14 protein-coding genes are annotated in these 17845 nt (G+C 49.2%); 3 read left to right on the top strand and 11 right to left on the bottom strand.

Annotated features, from left to right (window positions below):
* The 6 genes from AC9UES_RS01530 to AC9UES_RS01505 form a co-directional block, all read right to left on the bottom strand.
* Positions 1 to 562: aldehyde dehydrogenase family protein (locus tag AC9UES_RS01530; protein WP_509526039.1), on the bottom strand; the 562-nt coding region annotated here is incomplete at its 3' end.
* A 9-nt stretch (positions 563 to 571) separates the two neighbouring features.
* Entirely contained in the window at positions 572 to 1369 is a 798-nt protein-coding gene (proB, locus tag AC9UES_RS01525; RefSeq protein ID WP_509526037.1) for a glutamate 5-kinase, read from the bottom strand.
* Complete coding sequence (obgE, locus tag AC9UES_RS01520) at positions 1370 to 2890, bottom strand: GTPase ObgE (RefSeq protein ID WP_509526034.1); 1521 nt, start codon at positions 2888 to 2890, stop codon at positions 1370 to 1372.
* Between the two features lie 75 nt (positions 2891 to 2965).
* The gene (rpmA, locus tag AC9UES_RS01515) at positions 2966 to 3220 is read right to left on the bottom strand and encodes a 50S ribosomal protein L27 (protein WP_509523854.1); all 255 of its coding nucleotides are present in this window, start codon (positions 3218 to 3220) and stop codon (positions 2966 to 2968) included.
* A gap of 13 nt (positions 3221 to 3233) precedes the next feature.
* Positions 3234 to 3542, bottom strand: coding sequence for a 50S ribosomal protein L21 (gene rplU, locus AC9UES_RS01510; RefSeq protein ID WP_509523852.1), 309 nt, complete (start codon positions 3540 to 3542; stop codon positions 3234 to 3236).
* A 66-nt stretch (positions 3543 to 3608) separates the two neighbouring features.
* Positions 3609 to 5684, bottom strand: a complete 2076-nt coding sequence (locus AC9UES_RS01505; protein ID WP_509526032.1) for an Rne/Rng family ribonuclease — start codon at positions 5682 to 5684, stop codon at positions 3609 to 3611.
* Positions 5685 to 5962: 278 nt separating this feature from the next.
* Between AC9UES_RS01505 and AC9UES_RS01500 the strand changes: the two genes are divergently transcribed.
* A complete protein-coding gene (locus tag AC9UES_RS01500; protein ID WP_509526029.1) occupies positions 5963 to 6580 on the top strand; it encodes a vitamin K epoxide reductase family protein in 618 nt (205 codons plus the stop codon).
* On the opposite strand, the gene ndk is transcribed toward AC9UES_RS01500, so the two are convergent.
* The 4 genes from ndk to ileS are packed head-to-tail and all read right to left on the bottom strand — an operon-like array spanning position 6577 to position 11934.
* The gene (gene ndk / locus AC9UES_RS01495; protein ID WP_509526027.1) at positions 6577 to 6993 is read right to left on the bottom strand and encodes a nucleoside-diphosphate kinase; all 417 of its coding nucleotides are present in this window, start codon (positions 6991 to 6993) and stop codon (positions 6577 to 6579) included. The two genes, AC9UES_RS01500 and ndk, sit on opposite strands and share 4 nt — an antisense overlap.
* 3 nt (positions 6994 to 6996) lie before the next feature.
* Positions 6997 to 7371: a DUF4233 domain-containing protein gene (locus tag AC9UES_RS01490; protein ID WP_509526025.1), complete on the bottom strand. Its 375-nt coding sequence runs from the start codon at positions 7369 to 7371 to the stop codon at positions 6997 to 6999.
* Positions 7361 to 8725 (bottom strand): bifunctional folylpolyglutamate synthase/dihydrofolate synthase, encoded by a 1365-nt coding sequence (locus tag AC9UES_RS01485; RefSeq protein ID WP_509526023.1) that lies wholly within the window; start codon positions 8723 to 8725, stop codon positions 7361 to 7363. Before AC9UES_RS01485 ends, AC9UES_RS01490 begins: the two co-directional genes overlap by 11 nt.
* Entirely contained in the window at positions 8722 to 11934 is a 3213-nt protein-coding gene (gene ileS / locus AC9UES_RS01480) for an isoleucine--tRNA ligase (RefSeq protein ID WP_509526020.1), read from the bottom strand. Before ileS ends, AC9UES_RS01485 begins: the two co-directional genes overlap by 4 nt.
* 80 nt (positions 11935 to 12014) lie before the next feature.
* Between ileS and valS the strand changes: the two genes are divergently transcribed.
* Both valS and AC9UES_RS01470 read left to right on the top strand, forming a co-directional pair.
* Entirely contained in the window at positions 12015 to 14621 is a 2607-nt protein-coding gene (valS, locus tag AC9UES_RS01475) for a valine--tRNA ligase (protein ID WP_509526017.1), read from the top strand.
* Positions 14622 to 14633: 12 nt separating this feature from the next.
* A complete protein-coding gene (locus AC9UES_RS01470) occupies positions 14634 to 16670 on the top strand; it encodes a M3 family metallopeptidase (protein WP_509526015.1) in 2037 nt (678 codons plus the stop codon).
* Here the strand turns inward: AC9UES_RS01470 and AC9UES_RS01465 are convergent.
* Positions 16648 to 17844 (bottom strand): benzoate/H(+) symporter BenE family transporter, encoded by a 1197-nt coding sequence (locus AC9UES_RS01465; protein WP_509526013.1) that lies wholly within the window; start codon positions 17842 to 17844, stop codon positions 16648 to 16650. The two genes, AC9UES_RS01470 and AC9UES_RS01465, sit on opposite strands and share 23 nt — an antisense overlap.
* Position 17845 lies beyond the last annotated feature (1 nt).

Genomic DNA, 17845 nt, shown 5'->3' with positions numbered 1-17845 from the left:
TCTCGTTCGCACCTTCTCTACCAAAGTCATCAACTGTCTGCACCAGCTCTGGGCTGAGGCCAGAACTTGCCAGAGCATCTTTGAGAATCTTCGACAACGCGATGTTGGTGTTTTCGGCGGCAGTTCCACCACGAAGGACAACAGCATTTCCAGACTTAATTGCTAAAGCACTGATGTCGATAGTCACATTCGGCCTGGCTTCGTAAATAACCCCGATTACACCAAAAGGAACACGAATCTGAGTGAGATCTAATCCATTCTCAAGGATCTTGGCCTGAACTACCTCTCCTATTGGGTCTGGCAGCGCGATAACTTCTTGAATCGAATCAGCAAGAGATTTGATTCTCTCCTCTGTGAGCCTAAGGCGATCCTGCAATCCGGTAGCCAAATTTGATTTGACGGCCTCCTTTAGATCAAGTGAGTTTGCCGAGAGAATCTCTGCGCTGCGTGCAACAAGTAACTCACCAATTGAATTCAAGGCTGCGTTTTTGGACGCAGTTGAGGCAGTAGCAAGTAAGTAGCTAGCGTCTTTAGCTAATTGAATTCTTTGTAACGCGGTCATAATCCGAGCCTAGCCCTGAGCCTTACTGGTTTGTGGTTTGGGTTCAAAGAAGGTTCCAGAGTTGATTCCAGACAGAACCAAACCAACATTGTCTGCATTGGTGACGATCACTGCAATTCCGGCTTCTGTACACTCCCTAGCTGCCGCAACTTTCGTTATTGCTCCGCCGGTTCCAACACCGGTATTGGTTCCACCAATTTCTAAGGCGCCCATGTCCATATCAAATGGAACGTGGGAAATCAACTTTGCGTCGGGGTTAGTAGGCGGGACATCATAAATTCCATCAACATCACTTAATAGAACCAGTGCGTCCGCACCAATCAGGGTTGAAACCATTGCAGCCAGGTGATCGTTATCTCCAAAGCGAATTTCAGTGGTGGCCACGGTGTCGTTCTCGTTGACAATAGGAAGCGCCTTGAGCTCGAAAAGTCTCTCTAGGGCCTTTCTTGCGTTGTCACGGCTTTCGTGGTTCTGAATGTCCGGAACTGTTAGCAGGACTTGACCGGCAATAATCCCGAATCTTTCCAGTGACTTTTGGTACTTAGAGACCAATCGGAACTGACCTACCGCGGCTAGAGCCTGAAAAGTTTCTAGGTCTGTTGGTTTTTTCTCAAAGTCAAAAAGTGGCATGCCAGTAGCAATTGCTCCAGATGACACGAGGACTATTTCAGTACCGCTCTCCATTGCCTTGGCAAGGGCATCAACGAGGTTATCTATCTTGTCTTCGTTCACTCCAGTAACTGAGTTTGATCCTATTTTTACGACAACTCTTTTTGCACCTTCAAGCCAGTTAGATTTTCCCGACATCTACTTTTCCTCCTCTGACCCAGGTGTGCTCCAAGCTCCAGACTTGCGGTCTTGTTCCATCTGATCGCGGAAAGCGGATCTTGCGTCCATCATCTCTTGGTAGCGCTTTCGACGCTCAGCAGTGGTGCGGCGATCGTTTAGCGGCCCGAACCTAGGATCGGTTCCACGAGGGCTAACAAGAAGCTCGGCGGTGGATGCAATTGTTGGCTCCCAATCAAAGATAATTCCATCTCCCGGGCCAATCACCACGGTTGAGCCAGAGGATGCTCCGGCTTTGAAAAGAGCGTCTTCGATTCCAATTTTTGCCAAGCGGTCAGCAAGATAACCAACTGCCTCTTCGTTTCCAAACTCAGTTTGGGCAACCCAGCGCTCTGGCTTAGCGCCAAGGATACGGAAGAACTCTTCCATTCCCGATTCTTCGCGAACAATAGTGAACTTGTTGTCTTCTTTTCTTACCTGCATCAAAGTGATACGCGGCTTGGCTGGAACATCAGCTTTTGACTTTCGCTCTGATTCAACAAGCTTGCCCATCGCGTACTTAAGTTCCTTGAGACCAGCGTGTGAAGCGGCGGACACCTCGAAAACTTCGAAACCCCTGGCCTCAAGTTCTGGCCGGATAAACGTTGCCAACTCTTGAGCGTCAGGAATGTCTACCTTATTTAGAGCAATTAGAGCAGGTCTCTCGGTGAGCGGCACTTGACCCTCTGGAACTTGGTAGGCATCGAGTTCTTTTAGAACCTTGTCGAGATCCGATATCGGATCTCTGTTTGGCTCAAGAGTTGCGCAATCAATTACGTGTAACAAGGCAGCACATCTTTCGACGTGACGCAAGAACTCTAGACCTAGCCCTTTTCCTTCGCTTGCTCCTTCAATAAGTCCTGGAACATCAGCGATGGTGAACCTGGTTTCTCCAGCCTGCACGACACCAAGATTTGGATGAAGGGTGGTGAACGGGTAGTCAGCAATCTTTGGACGTGCCGCCGAAACTGCAGCGATAAGTGAAGACTTTCCGGCGCTTGGGTAACCAACTAAAGCAATGTCAGCAACGGTTTTGAGTTCGAGTACTACATCGCCTTCCCAACCCGGAACTCCAAGCAGAGCAAAACCTGGAGCTTTGCGCTTGGTTGATGAAAGTGCCGCGTTTCCAAGTCCCCCGACTCCGCCTTCTGCCACGACAAGTTCCATATCGGCTTCGTCTAGATCAGCAATGAATTCTCCGGTTGGCTTTTTCACAATCGTGCCAACTGGAACTGGCAACCTGAGATCTGCTCCCTGGGCTCCATTTCTAAAGTCTCCCGCACCGGCTGCTCCGTCTCCTCCGGTACGATGTGGGTGAAAATGGTAATCAAGCAAAGTTGTGGTGTTGGCATCCGCTACTAGGGTGATAGAGCCACCGTCTCCACCGTTAGCCCCGTCAGGTCCACCAAGTGGTTTGAATTTCTCCCGTTTTACCGAGACGCAGCCTTTTCCACCATCACCGGCGCGCAAGTGAAGGGTGACTTGATCAACAAATGAAATCAATTTCGTCCCTTCCTGTAAATAACTAAAGGCGAGCCTTTGGCTCGCCTTTAGTAGAAACTTTTTTTCGTTCTAGGCTTATGCAGCCTCAACGATGTTTACTACTCGGCGACCACCCTTGGTTCCGTATTGCACGGCACCTGTGGCTAGAGCGAACAAAGTGTCATCCTTGCCCTTGCCTACGTTCTTTCCCGGGTGAAAGTGTGTTCCGCGCTGACGAACAAGGATCTCTCCTGCGTTGACTTCCTGGCCTGCGTAACGCTTTACGCCAAGACGCTGAGCATTGGAGTCTCTACCGTTTCTGGTGGAGCTAACGCCTTTTTTGGATGCCATTTGTTCTAGTCCTTTACTTGATCTCTAGTACTTTGACGCGGGTAAGTTCAGAGCGGAAACCCTGCTTCCTTTTGTACCCAGTCTTGTTCTTGTACTTCTGAATGATAATTTTTGGTCCACGAAGGTCGTTCATGACCTCGGCGGTTACCTTAACGGAAGCAAGGGTTGTGGCATCGGTTGTAACCTTGTCGCCATCTACCAACAGCAAAGCCGGAAGTTGAATTTTGCCACTTTTGTCAGCTTTTACTCGGTCCAAAGTCACGATGGTTCCAACTGAAACCTTTTCCTGACGACCGCCTGCGCGAACTACTGCGTAAACCACTTGTTTTACCTTTTTCTAAGTTTGGATTGTTTCCACCTGGGCAACAAATCCCTAGTCTAATGGGGCCTAAGCCTTGGGGTCAACCGGTCCATCGCTGGTTGCCCGCCTTGGCTTGCGTTTTACCTCTGGCTTTGCCTCTGGAAGGGCCTCAAGAATGGATTCCAGGCCTGCGGCCTTGGAGTCGACAACAGGCTCTGACTTTGCCGACTTCCCGAGTGTTGAGGCTGCGATCTTGGCCATCACGCTATTGATCTCGACAGCCTTTTCAGGGGTTACCACGTTTGCAACATCCATGTGGCCCTTGCGCTTTTTCTCGCTCTTACCTTCGTTGTTAGATCTAGATCTCACAATTGGCTCGTGGTGAACAATCACCCCCCTGGAATCACAAACCGCACAAGGCTCGCTGAAAGATTCCAAAAGCCCGATTCCAAGCTTCTTTCTGGTCATTTGAACAAGCCCCAGAGAAGTAACCTCAGCAACCTGATGCTTGGTGCGGTCTCTTCCAAGACATTCAATAAGTCTTCTGGAAACTAGATCCCTGTTCGATTCAAGCACCATATCGATAAAGTCCACAACGATAATTCCACCGATGTCGCGCAGTCTTAGCTGACGCACAATTTCCTCAGCAGCCTCCAAGTTGTTCTTGGTTACTGTTTCTTCGAGGTTTCCGCCGCTACCGATGAATTTTCCGGTGTTCACGTCAACTACGGTCATTGCCTCAGTGCGGTCAATAACCAGCGATCCTCCCGATGGAAGGTAAACCTTGCGCTCCAAAGCCTTGTCAATCTGCTCGCCCACTCGGTAGTGATCAAATAGGTCATCTTTGCCCGTATAGCTTTCAACACGATCCATCAAATCAGGAGCTACAGACTCCAAGTACTCGGTGATCACTGACTGGGCGTCATCGCCAGCGATGATCATCTTCTGGAAGTCTTCGTTGAACACGTCTCGAACAATTTTGACCAGAAGGTCTGGCTCGGAATGTAGCAAGGTTGGCGGGGTAGCTTTTTTGAGCTTGTTTTGAATTCCGGTCCACTGCGCCTGAAGCCTCTGAACATCAAGAGTTAGTTGTTCTTCGGTTGCTCCCTCGGCAGCGGTTCGAACAATCACACTTGCTTCTTCTGGAACTATGTCCTTCAAAATCTTCTTGAGTCTTACTCTTTCCGAATCTGGAAGCTTCTTGGAGATTCCGTTCATATTGCCGTTTGGAACGTACACCACGTATCTTCCAGGAAGAGAAACCTGAGAAGTTAGTCGCGCACCTTTTTGGCCAACAGAGTCCTTGGTTACCTGAACCAAGATAGTGTCGCCAGATTTCAGAGCAAGCTCAATCTTTCTTGGTCTTCCTTCTAGTCCATCAGCGTCCCAGTTGACTTCACCGGAATACAACACAGCATTTCTGCCCTTGCCGATGTCAACGAAAGCTGCCTCCATGGAAGGAAGTACGTTTTGCACTTTTCCAAGGTAAACGTTTCCAATTAGCGAACCATCTTGGGTCTGCGCAACGTAGTGCTCAACCAAAACCTTGTCTTCAACAACACAAAGTTGGATCTTGGCGTCTTTTGATCGAACCAGCATCATGCGGTCGACCGACTCGCGACGAGCCAGGAATTCGGTTTCGGTAATTGTCTGACGACGTCTACCCGAGTCTCGTCCATCGCGCCTGCGTTGCTTCTTTGCTTCAAGCCTTGTTGAGCCCTTGACTCTTTGAGGTTCGTTACTCGGTTCTTTTGGAGCCCGCGGAGTGCGGACCTTTACTACAACGTTTGGAAGGTCCGAAGACTCATCGATAGGCTCTCCGGCTCGGCGGCGAGATCTTCTTCTAAGGTGAGATTCGGACTCGGCCTCTGAGTTTTTCTTGTTGCTTGACTTTTTGCGAGGTTCAACCGGTGGAAGATCTGGCGCCTGAAAAATTAGCGATGTCGCACTTAGCGCAGCAGGCTTAGAGCCTGATTTCGCGGTAGCTTTTTCTGAATCTTTTGCCGCTACTTTTGGTTCGGCTTTTTCTTTCTTTGCGACCTTTGGATCAGCTTTTTTTGAGCTCTTATGCTCATCTGATTTTGACTTAGTCGCTAAAGGCTTCTTGTCCGTTTTCTTTGGAAGCTTCTCAGCTTTAGCTGAATCGTCTTTTTCTTTCACCATTTCGGTGTACTCCAAGCTGCCGATTGGCAAAAGCCCACACACTTTGCCGATATTCGGCTATCAAATCTGTATCGGCAACTTTTGTAGCCGACTAAACCTTGGTGGTTGCGAGTAATTGCTGTCACGACGCCCTGCCAGCTGCCCAGATGGGTCTTATACCTTGGAGCCGAATTCTCGATAAACCTTTGGCGTCTAGAAGATGTGGCTCTAGCTCACCTAGGTATAAGTATGACATCAATATGGCAAAAGCCCTGAATTGTCGTGGAATACTTGAGTTTATGAGTCAAAAAACAGCAGATCAAAGCCTTATTGGCGCTCCAGTATCGCTTGCTTGGATGCTAATTGCTGGTGGTGCCACAGGTTGGCTTGCGGCTCTGGCTCTCACGATCGAAAGGCTCAGGGTTGCCACCAACCCAGATGCAGTTCTTAGCTGCGATGTCAGCCCCTTCATCTCCTGCAAGTCAGTCATGCTGACCTGGCAGGCTTCGCTTTTAGGCTTTCCGAACTCACTTATCGGGCTGGCAGCATTTGCTATTCCAGTTGTGATTGGTTTTGCAATTTTGGCAGGAGCCAAATTTGCGAAGTGGTTCTGGCAATTGTTCACAATCGGCATGACTGGTGGATTTGTATTTGTGTTCTGGCTCTTCAGCCAAAGCTTGTTTGACATCGGTGCCCTATGCCCATACTGCATGATTGCCTGGGCCGGAATGATTCCGATGTTCTGGAAGCATTTCTTGTTTGCAGCTAGCGAGGGAATTGTTCCAGTTCCTGTAAAAACTGTTGGGTTTTTTGTCAATGCCTATGACTGGCACTGGCTATTCACTATCTTGACATTCTTTGGTTTGAGCGCGACTGTGGTTTGGAGATTCTGGGACTTGTGGCCCAGCCTGTTTTAGCTAAACCAAATACCAAGTTCTCTGGTTGCGGATTCAACTGAATCTGAACCGTGAACCAAGTTCTTTTGAACTTTCTCGCCCCAGTCGCGACCTAGATCGCCTCTAATGGTGCCAGGGGCAGCGGTTGTTGGATCAGTTGCGCCGGCTAGAGCTCGGAATCCCTCGATTACTCGTTCGCCTTCTACTCGGATTGCAACTATAGGGCCGGAGGACATGAACTCAATCAGTGGCGCATAAAAGGGCTTGCCCTCATGCTCTGCGTAGTGAGCGGCAAGTTGCTCTTTGCTAGGCTGCAGCATTTTCAGTCCTGTAACAAAGTAACCTTTGGACTCAATTCGGCTAATTATCTCGCCGGTTAGTGAGCGGGCAACGCCATCAGGCTTAATCAAAACTAAGGTCTGTTCCTTAGACATTTACTACTCACTTCCTAAATCTTGACCATCGAGTTTTGCCTTCGCAGCTCTCGCTCTGTCAATTGTGGCACCTGCAATCATTGCCCAGCCCCACATTCCTAAGAATATAGTTCCCAACAAGAACATCAAAGGAACCCAGATTCCAAGCAGCACAACAATCACCTGCAAAACCCATCCAAATGCGTAAGTTCCGCGCTTTCCAAGGACCGCGGGAAACAGCATCAAGATAACCGAAAGCCCCACTCCAACGCCCCAAATAACTGCTGGGTCAGGGTGGACTTGAAGACCAAAACCCACCAGGGTTGCAAAGAACACGACCACGGATTCAAAAACCATAACTAGAGAGCCAAGGGTGGCTCTTGTGGTTCTATTCCGCATCGCTTTCCTCCTGAAGAATTTGCAGGACGTCGCCCACTAGGGAAATTGATCCCGTCACTACAACCATGCCATCAATTTCACTTGCAATTGTTCGGGCACGCTCGAGTGCTTCCCTGACTCCAGTGATTGCTTCGGCCTTGGTTCCTGATTGCTCACTAGTTATCGGCTCTAGTTTAGAAATTTCAAGTGATCGATTTGAGGATGACTCAGTTACAACAAGCCGCTCAAAACAACCAGCGAGCTCGTTGAATACCCCGGCTACATCCTTATCGGAGAGTACAGCCACCAAACCAACTAGTGGCTTTGCAGAAAATTGCGACTTAAGAGAAACTGCCAAGATCTTAGCTCCTGCTGGGTTGTGTGCTCCATCAAGTAACAATTCGGGTTCAGTTCGAACAAGTTGCAATCTTCCGGGGGAAGAAACATCAGCTACGGCTGATCGAAGAACATCATCGGCAATTGGAACTTTACCGCCACCCAAAAAAGCCTCCACTGCTGCAATTGCAACCGCGAGATTGGCGCTTTGATGAATTCCAAAAACGGGAGCCTCGTATGGTCCATACTTTCCCGCCAGACCCGAAACCACAACACGCTGCCCGGTTGAAGTTGCTTGATGGGATTCAACAGAAAATTCTTTGCCGAGCTCGAAAAGAGCTTCTGCCTTCTCACTCGAGACACGTTTTAGAACTTGCATTGCCTCAGCCGTTTGATCCGAAGTGATAACTAGGGCCCCTTGCTTAATGATTCCCGATTTGGTTTCGGCAATTTCTAAAATCGTGTTCCCAAGTCTGTCCATGTGATCAAGGCCGACGGGTGTGAAAACGGCAACGTCGCCATCTGCCACGTTGGTCGAGTCCCACGCGCCACCCATGCCAACTTCCAACACCAGAACATCCACCGGCGCATCGGCAAAGACCGCAAAACCCAGAACCGATAGCGCCTCAAAGAAGGTAAGTGGGGCTTCTGATTGGGCTGCAAGTTCCTGGTCCACCATTTCCAGAATCGGCTCAATGTCCACATAGACGCCATAAAGAACTTGATCACTTACCGCTTCACCATCGATTGCCATTCGCTCAGTGAACTTCAGAAGGTGTGGTGAGGTGAACCTTCCGGTTCTAAGGCCATGCTCACGCAAGATCCGCTCGATAAATCGGGTAGTCGAGGTTTTTCCGTTGGTTCCAGTGATGTGAATCACACGGTAAGAGCGTTGCGGGTCCCCTAATAGTTGAACCGCTCTTTTGGTGGGTTCAAGTCTTGGTCTGATTTTGTTCTCGGGAACCCGCTTCATTAGCTCTTCTAGGACGAAGGCGGCCTTGGACTCCCAGTACTTTTCGTCGTGAACTTCTGCGCTCAAAGCTTTACTACCGAAATCTGAACCTGCTGATTGTCACCAACTGCAACTGCGCCAGAAAGTGCTGCTGATTCGCTATAGCTTATTTCTAAAGTTAGAGTCTCGTTCTTTACAAGGTCCTCGTGGGTCTTGACTGCTTCCAAGACATCCTTGGCTGCTATCAAAGTTGTAGCGATCCGGTCTGAGACATCAAGGTCAGAATCTTTTCTGGCTTGCTGTACCGCACGAACTACATCGCGAGCTAGTCCTTCGGCTTCCAGCTCTGGAGTTACCACCCGATTTAGAATCACAAAACCACCAGCTGGCAAAATTCCAATTAGCTTCTCGGCGCTAGATTCGTCTTTGGCAACCAGGTTGAGTTCGTACTCGCCCTCTACTAGTTCAACACCGTTGACTAGAACCTTGCCCTGAACTTGCTCCCAGTTTCCAGACTTTGCGGCCCCGATGATTTCCTGAACTTGCTTACCAAGCCTTGGCCCCAAGGCGCGAGAGTTTACGGTCAACTGTTGTTCGACTCCAAAGTCTTTGGTTGATTCAACGGCAAGTTCAACAAGCTCTACTTCTTTGACGTTAAGCTCCTCGGCGATTATTTCAGCGAACTCATTTAGCCCCTTGGCTCCTGGAGTTACAACAGTCAACTTTGAAAGCGGCAGGCGGACTCTTAGTGAATTGGTCTTCCGAAGACTAAGCGCCACAGAACTAACAATTCGTACCTGGTCCATCGCCGAAACCAAGTCTGCATCGTATTTCAAGCCCGAGGCCTCTGGCCAGCTCTGCAGGTGAATGCTGCGGCCGCCAGTTAGTCCCCGCCAAATCTGCTCGGAGATCATTGGAAGTAGTGGTGCTGCTACGCGGGTAACTATCTCCAAAACGGTATACAAAGTGTCGAAGGCTTCTTCGTTTCCTTCCCAGAACCGGTCACGAGATCGACGAACGTACCAGTTAGTTAGCACATCGCTAAAGTCACGAAGTTTCGCTGAAGCCGAATAGGAATCGTAAAGATTCAAATCCGCTTCGACACCTTCGATTAGGTCTTTAGTTTTAGATATCAGGTAGCGATCTAGGACATCCTTGCTATCCACCGAATACTTGGCCTGGTAGTTGGAAGCGTTTGCGTACAAGCTAAAGAAGTACCAGGTGTTCCAAAGTGGCAATAGCACCTGACGAACACCCTCACGAATTCCCTGCTCCGTGACAACCAAATTGCCGCCACGAAGGATAGTGCTGGACATCAAGAACCATCTCATGGCATCAGAGCCATCGCGATCAAACACTTCAGAAACATCTGGATAATTTCTCAGCGACTTAGACATCTTCTGTCCGTCGTTTCCTAAAACAATTCCATGAGAGATGGCAGATTTGAAAGCTGGCCTGTCAAATAGAGCAGTTGCAAGTACATGCAGGGTGTAGAACCAACCCCTGGTTTGCCCGACGTATTCAACAATGAAGTCACCTGGGTTGTGAGTATCAAACCAGTCGCGGTTCTCAAATGGGTAGTGAACCTGTGCAAACGGCATTGAGCCAGACTCAAACCAGCAGTCCAGCACTTCTGGAACACGTCTCATCATTGACTTGCCGGTTGGATCGTCCGGGTTTGGTCTAACTAGTTCGTCGATGTATGGCCTGTGAAAATCCGTTGGTTCCTTGCCGAAATCCTTAGCTAGCTCTTCCAAAGAGCCGTAAACATCAATGCGCGGGTAGTTCGGGTCATCAGACTTCCAAACCGGGATCGGAGCTCCCCAGAAACGGTTTCGGCTAATCGCCCAGTCACGCACGTTTTCTAGCCACTTGCCGAAAGAGCCGTCTTTAGTGTGAGACGGAGTCCAGTCGATTTGCTGGTTCAGCTCAAGCATGCGATCTCTGACCTTTGTGGTTTCAACAAACCAAGATGAAACGGCCTTGTATATAAGCGGATTCTTGCACCGATAGCAGTGAGGGTACGGGTGGTCGTAGCTTGCTTGCCTCAGTAGCCTGCCATCGGCTTTTAGCTTTTGAGTAATTGGTTTATTGGCATCGAATACATGCTGACCTTCAAAGTCAGTAATTACAGAATTGAACTGACCGCGCTCGTTCACCGAAACGTAAACAGGGATTCCAGCCAGCTCGCAAAGCTTTTGGTCATCTTCACCATATGCAGGCGCTTGGTGAACGATTCCAGTTCCCTCATTGTCAGCTACATAGTCACCTACTAGTACCTGCCATGCATTCTCAGTGTCAAACTTTGTTGAATCCGAGTAGTAATCAAAGATTCGTTCGTAACGAGTACCGGCGAGGTCTTTGCCCAATACCTTGGTTTCGATTGCCGTTAGTGCTTCTTCGGCGGTTTCGTAACCTAGGTCCTTGGAGTAGTTACCTAACAATGAAGTTGCGATCAAATACTTAGTGGTTGAGTCTCCGCCGTCGGCTGCACCATTTGCTCCTGCGGAAACAATCGCGTATTCAATTTCTGGACCTACCGCGAGCGCGAAGTTTGTTGGAAGGGTCCATGGTGTTGTGGTCCATGCCAGGATGCGAGTCTTGTCATAAGAACCGCCAACGATTGGGAAGGTTACGGTTACGCTCTGGTCCTGGCGAGTTTTGTAAACCTCGTCGTCCATTCGAAGTTCATGATTCGATAGCGGGGTCTCGCATCGCCAGCAGTAAGCCAAAACTTTGAAGCCTTCGTAGATCAGGCCTTTTTTGTACAGCTCCTTGAATGCCCAAATAACGCTCTCGGTGTAGTTGGTATCTAGGGTCTTATAGTCGTTTTCAAAATCAACCCAACGGGCCTGTCTCGTAACGTAGCTTTTCCAGTCCTGGGTGTACTTCAAAACTGAGGTCTTGCAGTAGGCGTTGAACTTATCTACCCCGTACTTTTCAATCTCTGGCCTTCCAGAGATACCTAACTGACGCTCTGCCTCCACCTCGGCAGGTAATCCATGGGTGTCCCAGCCAAAGCGGCGCTCTACTCGGTAACCCTGCATGGTCTTGAACCTTGGAACTAGGTCTTTGGTGTAACCGGTGAGTAAATGGCCGTAGTGAGGCAATCCGTTGGCAAAAGGAGGACCGTCATAAAACACGAACTCTTCAGCAGATTCTGCTTTTCGCTGGTCTATCGAAGCCTGGAAGGTATCGTCTTTGTCCCAGTAATCAAGAATCCGCTGTTCGATTTCAGGGAAGCTGGGGCTAGGGGTTACGCCAGCTACCTCATCTTCCGAGTTCAGGGGATACATTCTGGGCTTTCTTGGCGTTGTCTTCAGTAATCTTTATCAATGTTAACCTGTATCTAACCTGTTTTTTGGAGACTTTAGCCATGAATAATGCCCGAGGCAATGCTGATAGCTACGCCCGTGCTGCCACCACCCCAGAAAAGGTTGGAGTTGAAGGTCTAGAGCAAAAGTGGGGTTTTAGCTGGGATAAATCCAAAACATACAGCTTCGACAAGTCAGCTCCAAAATCACAAATCTTCTCAATCGATACTCCCCCTCCGACGGTTTCTGGATCTTTGCATGTGGGCCACGTTTTTAGTTACACCCATACCGACCTAGTGGCCAGGTACCAGCGCATGATCGGTAAAGAGGTCTACTACCCAATGGGTTGGGACGACAACGGTTTACCAACCGAGAGACGCGTTCAAAACTTTTATGGCGTTCGCTGCGACCCAAGCCTGGCTTACATAGCTGACTTCAAGCCGCCATTTGAAGGTGGTGATGGCAAGTCAAGCAAAGCTGCCGACCAGGTTCCTATCTCCAGAAGAAACTTCATCGAATTGTGCGAACGACTAACCCTGGAAGACGAGAAGCAATTCGAGGCTCTTTGGCGTCAGCTAGGTCTATCAATTGATTGGTCGCAGACCTACCAAACTATTTCCCCCGATGCTCAGGCCGTTTCTCAAAAAGCATTTCTAAATAACCTCTCTCGCGGTGAGGCCTACCAGGCAATGGCGCCAACGCTGTGGGACGTAACTTTTAGAACTGCGGTTGCCCAAGCTGAGCTAGAAGACCGTGACCAGCCCGGTGCTTATCACCGCATCGGCTTTGATGGACCAGAAGGCAAGATCTTTATCGAGACCACTAGACCAGAGCTGATTCCAGCTTGCGTTGCTCTTGTTGCCCACCCCGACGACGAACGCTATCAGAAGTTTTTTGGCAAGAGCGTAACAACTCCTTTGTTTGGTGTTGAAGTTCCAGTAGTTGCCCATCGTCTTGCGCAAAAAGACAAAGGTTCTGGAATTGCAATGATTTGTACCTTTGGTGACGTCACGGACGTTATCTGGTGGAGAGAGCTAGATCTTCCAAACCGCGCCATCTTGGGCTGGGATGGCAGAATCCTGAGCGATGCCCCCGAGGTAATCACAGACCCTAAAGCTCTTGAGGTGTTTTCCGAACTAGCCGGCAAAACAGTGTTTTCGGCCAGGCAGCGAATTGTTGAGCTCTTGCTCGAATCAGGAGACATGGTCGGCGAGCCAAAGCCAATCACTCACCCGGTTAAGTTCTTTGAAAAAGGCGACAAGCCTCTCGAGATTGTTTCAACGAGACAGTGGTACCTAAGAAACGGCGGCCGCGATGAGGCACTACGCGACAAGCTAATCAAACTCGGTAAGGACCTAAAGTTTCACCCTGACTTTATGCGGGTGCGTTTTGAGAACTGGGTCAATGGCCTAACTGGTGACTGGTTAGTTTCCAGGCAACGTTTCTTTGGTGTTCCGATTCCGGTTTGGTACGCACTCGATACTGACGGTAATCCTGATTACGACAGAGTAATCACTCCCGCAGAATCATCTCTTCCGGTTGATCCTTCCAGTCAAGCCCCAGAAGGATTCACTGAAGATCAGCGGGGTAAGCCAAATGGATTCATGGGAGAGGTAGACATTCTTGATACCTGGGCCACATCTTCCCTAACCCCTCAGCTCGCCGGTGGTTGGATTTCCGATCCTGAGAAGTATGCCAAGGTGTTCCCGTTCACTTTGCGTCCTCAGGGTCAAGACATTATTCGCACCTGGCTGTTTTCAACCGTGCTTCGTTCTTTCCAAGAAGAAAAGAAGTTGCCATGGAGTGACGCTGCGCTATCTGGTTGGATTCTTGATCCAGACCGCAAGAAAATGTCTAAATCCAAAGGCAACGTTGTTGTTCCAAACGACTTGTTGGATGAGCACGGCTCCGACGCTGTCCGGTACTGGGCCGCAGCCGCCAGGCTTGGAACCGATGCTGCCTTTGACGTGGGTCAGATGAAAGTTGGAAGACGACTTGCCATTAAAGTTCTAAACGCTGCAAAGTTCGTTCTCTCCTTTGAGCTTGCTAGCGACAAGGTAGAAGTAACTGAAGCTATTGATAAGGCAATGCTTGCCGCCCTTGCCGAAGTGGTTTCGGGAGCAACCAAGGCTTTTGATAGCTACGATCACACCAAAGCTTTAGAGCTAACCGAGTCGTTCTTCTGGAACTTCACCGACGATTACTTAGAACTTGTGAAAGAACGTGCCTACGGTCAAAACACCGACCCTGCAGCCCAAGCATCTGCGGTGAGCGCTTTAAGAATTGCCCTACTTGCTATCACCAAGCTATTGGCACCATTTATTCCTTTCGCCACCGAAGAAGCCTGGAGCTGGTGGCAAGAAGGTAGTGTCCACCGCAGTAGTTGGCCAGTAGCTGAGGATCTATCTGGCTTCACAGGAAGCCAGAGCGCTGGCTTACTGTCTCATGCCTCCCAGGCCCTCATTGGTATTCGTAAAGCCAAGTCTGACGAGAAGCTATCGATGAAGGCTGAAATAAGCAGCCTGACAATTGAAGCTAGCGAAGCGGACATAAAGTCACTAAAGCTCATCGAATCTGACTTGAAATCCGTAGGAAAGATTGACGACATTAACTACAAAGTGTCTGAGTCGCTAGCAATTAGCGGAGTTTCTTTCAAGCCTGCGCAATAAGAAGGGTCCGAGATGACTAATTCAAATCCATTTCAAGATCGATCCACACTTGAATACGAGCTGCCTGATTTTTCCAAAATCACAGACGAGCACTACCTGCCGGCTTTCTATGCTGGTTGCGAGCAGCAGCTAGGTGAAATTGACGCAATAACCTCACAACCTGAAATAACTTTTGACAACACCGTTGTTGCTTTAGAGCGGTCCGGAAAAATGCTTGAGCGAATGCTTCTGGTGTTCTATAACAAGTCATCAGCAGACACCAACCCGACTATCGACAAAATTGAATCTGAGATTGCACCTAAGCTTGCAGGCCACGAGGATGCAATCAAGCTAAATCCTGCTTTGTTTTCTCGAATCGAAACACTTTATGAAACCCGCGCTCAGCTTGGCCTGGATACAGAGTCGGTTTGGCTCATTGAAAGATATCATCGAGACTTTGTGCACGCCGGGGCAAAGCTAAGCTCAGAAAACCGCGAGACGCTAAAGCAATACAACGAGAAGCTATCGGAGTTACAAACCAAATTTGATCAGAACGCCCTAGCAGAAGCTAATCGTTTGGGTGTTGTAGTGGATGATGTTGCAATGCTTGCTGGGTTGTCTGAATCAGAAATTGACATCGCTGCTCAAGCAGCGAAAGAGCGCGGCCTAGAAGGCAAGTACCTAGTGAACATGGTCAATTACACCGGTCACCCCTGGTTAGCCTCTTTAGAAAACCGGGAACTGCGCGAAAAGATCATGCGTGCCAGCATGTCAAAATCCACCTCCGGTGGAGACTTTGATAACCAAGAGCTCATCAAGCAGATCATCAAACTTCGTGCTGAGCGAGCCAAGCTTCTTGGATTCGAGAGCCACGCGGCTTATGTGCTCTCGGATCAAACAGCTGGTAAGCCAGCAAATGCGCACAAAATGCTTCGCCGTATTGCCCCAGCTGCTGTTTCCAACGCCCGTTCAGAGGCGAAGGACCTCGAAGCCCAATTACAAAAGGACCACGCTGGTTCAAAGCTTGAAAGCTGGGACTGGGCCTACTACACAGAGAAGGTCCGCAAAGAAAAGTACAACCTAGATACCTCTTTGATGAAGCCCTACTTTGAACTGGAACGAGTGCTATTTGACGGTGTCTTTTTCGCTGCGGAGAAGCTTTTTGGAATCACTTTCAAGGAAAGAAAGGACCTTCGGGCTTACCACGAGGAAGCCAGGGTGTTTGAGGTATCCAACGAAGACGGATCCAAACTTGGATTGTTTATTGGGGACTTCTTTACTAGAGACTCTAAGCACGGTGGTGCCTGGATGAACAACCTAGTTGATCAATCCAAGCTGCTAAGTCAAAAACCTGTTGTTGTAAACAACCTGAACATTCCAAAACCTCGCGCGGGTGAACCTGCTCTTCTAACCTTCGACGAAACCAGCACACTCTTTCATGAATTTGGGCACGCCTTGCACGGTTTGTTATCCGACGTGACTTACCCAAGATTCTCGGGCACCAACGTGGAGCGTGACTTTGTCGAGTTCCCATCGCAGGTCAATGAAATGTGGATGCTCTGGCCTGAAGTAGTTGCCAACTATGCCAAGCACCATGAAACCGGCGAGGTTCTTCCAGCTGAGTGGATATCAAGCTTGCAAGCCTCAGAGACTTTTAATGAAGGATTTGAGACGACTTCTTACCTTGCAGCAGCGATTCTCGATCTGGCCTGGCACGAAGTTGCAGACCAAAAAATCTCGGATGTCTCAGAGTTTGAGGCTCAGGCCATCAAGGATTACGGATTAGATTTTGATCCAGTTCCTGTTCGCTACAAGAGCGGATACTTCTCGCACGTGTTCTCTGGTGGATACTCTGCTGGCTACTACGGTTACATTTGGTCAGAAGTACTTGACGCCGATACCGTAAATTGGTTCAAGCAAAATGGTGGTCTGACAAGACAAAACGGTGAGAGGTTCAGGAAAGAACTTTTGTCCCGCGGAGGATCAATAGATTCAATGGATATGTTTAGAAACTTCCGAGGCCAAGATCCTCAAATTGAGCCGCTACTTACGCGCCGCGGTTTGCTCTAGTTAGCGGTACTTTCTCCCAGAAAAGCACCAACATTCCCGCAACTAGTGCCCAGAAGGCTCCGCCAATCCCAAATACCGAGATACCGGCCGCTCCCACGATGAAAGTTATAGCCGCAGGCAATCGGGTACTTCGGTCCTCCAAAGATGCTCCTATAGAGGCGATGAAACTTGGAAGCAGAGCTAACCCCACTACGGCAAGAAGTAGTTCCGACGGGACAGCAAGGACGAATGCTGCAAACAAACCTGCCCCAATGGCAAACAACCAATAAACCAACCCGCCAACAAAAGCAGCTACCCAGCGCCGTGCAGGGTCTTTAGCGGCTTGCTCGTTGGCATTAATCGCGGCGGTAATTGCAGCGAGATTCATTCCAAACCCACCAAAGAACGAAGCAAGCATAGTAGCAACTCCAGTTGATGTGATAACCGCTTTTACAGGAACTTTATATCCAAAGCCCTTCATGATTGCAATTCCAGGCAAGTTCTGACTTGCCATAGTTATCAGGTATAGAGGAACACCGATTGAAAGAATTGGGATTAAGTCCCAAGCTGGAACCACAATGTCAAAACTCGGGAACAGTCTCGCGCTAGCTAGCCAATCCCAGCCTAAGTCAGCGTTCACTAAACCAAATGCTAGAACTATAGCTACCGGAGTTGCCCAAACAGTTGCAGTCCGATTCAATACAAACCAGACCAGGACAAATGGAATAACAAGAACGGGGTAATCAACAGCTGCTCGGACAGTGTTGATTACAAAAACAAAAAGGATTCCCGCTAGCATCGCACTTGCAATGCTCGCCGGAATTTTCTGTACCAACCGAGATAAAGCTGGCCAAAGTCCGGTGATGGTAAGTAGGAATCCGGAAAGCAAGAATCCACCGACCGCTTGATCGAATTCCAGACCCAATCCAGCTGAGGCTGCAAGAAAAGCTGCACCCGGAGTTGACCAGACAATAGAAATTGGCATCTTGTACCGATAGCTCAATACGGTGGAAAGCAAACCGTAGCCGATCAGCAAAACAAACAGTGCTGTAAAGGTTTGATCCCTGGTAGCTCCCATCGCAACTAACCCGGCGATTGCAATTCCAAAAGTTGCAGCCGAGCCAGAAATGGAAGCTACGAAGCCTGCGATTATGGGTGCTTTTAGTTCAGGCTTGGAAGGCTGAACGGGGCTCATT

It is taken from the genome of Rhodoluna sp. (assembly GCF_044232805.1).
GTDB lineage: Bacteria > Actinomycetota > Actinomycetes > Actinomycetales > Microbacteriaceae > Rhodoluna.
This window is presented reverse-complemented; position numbering and strand designations above follow the sequence as displayed.

Bases quoted from the DNA above. Each gene is read 5' to 3' on its own strand.
- AC9UES_RS01470 (WP_509526015.1), top strand. From the start codon at position 14,634: ATGACTAATTCAAATCCATTTCAAGATCGATCCACACTTGAATACGAG.
- AC9UES_RS01505 (WP_509526032.1), bottom strand. From the start codon at position 5,684: ATGGTGAAAGAAAAAGACGATTCAGCTAAAGCTGAGAAGCTTCCAAAG.
- AC9UES_RS01465 (WP_509526013.1), bottom strand. From the start codon at position 17,844: ATGAGCCCCGTTCAGCCTTCCAAGCCTGAACTAAAAGCACCCATAATC.
- proB (WP_509526037.1), bottom strand. From the start codon at position 1,369: ATGTCGGGAAAATCTAACTGGCTTGAAGGTGCAAAAAGAGTTGTCGTA.
- AC9UES_RS01490 (WP_509526025.1), bottom strand. From the start codon at position 7,371: ATGCGGAATAGAACCACAAGAGCCACCCTTGGCTCTCTAGTTATGGTT.
- ndk (WP_509526027.1), bottom strand. From the start codon at position 6,993: ATGTCTAAGGAACAGACCTTAGTTTTGATTAAGCCTGATGGCGTTGCC.
- valS (WP_509526017.1), top strand. From the start codon at position 12,015: ATGAATAATGCCCGAGGCAATGCTGATAGCTACGCCCGTGCTGCCACC.
- ileS (WP_509526020.1), bottom strand. From the start codon at position 11,934: ATGTATCCCCTGAACTCGGAAGATGAGGTAGCTGGCGTAACCCCTAGC.
- AC9UES_RS01500 (WP_509526029.1), top strand. From the start codon at position 5,963: ATGAGTCAAAAAACAGCAGATCAAAGCCTTATTGGCGCTCCAGTATCG.
- rpmA (WP_509523854.1), bottom strand. From the start codon at position 3,220: ATGGCATCCAAAAAAGGCGTTAGCTCCACCAGAAACGGTAGAGACTCC.